Origin of the sequence: Chryseobacterium sp. NFX27 (genome assembly GCF_049887855.1) — a bacterium.
Lineage (GTDB): Bacteria > Bacteroidota > Bacteroidia > Flavobacteriales > Weeksellaceae > Chryseobacterium.
Window position 1 is genome coordinate 1 of sequence record NZ_JAGEKK010000039.1, and the last position, 1,537, is coordinate 1,537.

At 36.1% G+C, this 1,537-nt stretch carries 1 protein-coding gene; it reads left to right on the forward strand.

The annotated features are described in order from the left end of the window. The first annotated feature begins 69 nt into the window (after positions 1-69). Positions 70-1,407, forward strand: a complete 1,338-nt coding sequence (locus J4Q03_RS21285) for an IS1182 family transposase (protein ID WP_426050106.1) — start codon at positions 70-72, stop codon at positions 1,405-1,407. Positions 1,408-1,537 lie beyond the last annotated feature (130 nt).

The following is a 1,537-nucleotide window of genomic DNA, read 5'->3' on the forward strand; positions in this document are numbered from 1 at the left end:
TCTTTTTTTATGCGCAAAAAAGGAAAGCTCAAAGCTTTCCCAGTTTTTGCAAATTGATTAATTTGCTGTGTGTTAAGTAAATCAAAAATAGTCTTTAAAGATTATAATCCCAAGCAAAATTTTCTTTTTCCTCCCAATTTATCGGAGTTGATAGAAAATGACCATCCTGTACGAACAGTTTCAGCAGTTATAGACGGTCTTGATATAAGTAATTTAATCCGTCATTATAAACCCGGAGGCACCTCGGTTTACCATCCTAAAATGCTTTTAAAAGTATTGGTATACGGTTATTTGTGTAATATTTATTCGAGCAGAAAATTAGAGCAGGCTCTTAAAGAAAATGTTCATTTTATGTGGCTTAGTGCCATGAACCGTCCTGACCATAATACTTTGAACCGCTTCAGGAGCGAAAGATTAAAAGGAGAACTCAAAGATATATTTGCACAGATTGTACTTTACTTAGAGAATGAAGGATTAGTCAGCCTGCAAACAATCTTCACAGATGGCACTAAAATAGAGGCCAATGCCAATCGCTATAGCTTTGTGTGGGGAAAATCCATAAAGAATAACAAAGAGCGTATAGAATCCCAGCTTGAAGAATTATGGAACTATACTCTGCAGCTAGCCAAAGAAGAGATGAGGGATACTTCGGAAATAGTTTTTAAATCTATGGATAAAGAAAAAATAAAGTCTGTCATAGAAACCATAGATCATACTTTGAAGAAGAAGAAAATTCCCTCCAAAACCCGTCAGAAGATTAATTATGCAAAAAAGAACTGGCCTGATAATCTTGAAAAATATGAGAAACAACAGGAAATTCTAAAAAGCAGAAACAGCTATTCAAAAACAGACCCTGATGCTTCTTTTATGCGCATGAAAGAAGATCATATGCGTAACGGTCAGCTTAAGGCTGCCTACAACCTTCAGCTCAGCACAGAGAATCAGTTCATCATTAATTATACCCTGCACCCCAATCCTGGCGATACAAAAACCCTTCTCCCTCACATTGAGAACTTTGAACATCTCTATAATAAACGTCCAAAGGAGATAGTGGCTGATGCCGGATATGGCTCAGAAGAAAACTATATCTTTCTTCAAAAGAGAAAGATTAAAGCCTATATCAAGTATAATTATTTTGATAAAGATCAGAAAAACAAAACAATAACTTCTTCGCCCTCTAATCCAAAGCTTTCAAAGCTCCGGCACAAAGTCCATCAGCTTCTCAATACAAAGCGTGGAGTAAAGCTCAGAAAACAAAGATGCCACGATGTAGAACCGGTTTTCGCACAGATCAAACATAACAAAGGATTTAAAAGGTTCTTTCTCAGAGGCCAGAATAAAGTCGAAATAGAAACAGGCCTGATCGCTATTGCCCATAATCTAAGAAAATTGGCACTTGCAGGATAAGAAAATCCTGCTTTTTACTAAAATATCAAAAAAATTCCTGAAAAAACAAATAACGGAAATCTAAACCTGAAAAATTGTAGATCGCAAACTTTGAGACACAAAAAAAGACTGCCCCTTTTGAGACAGCCTC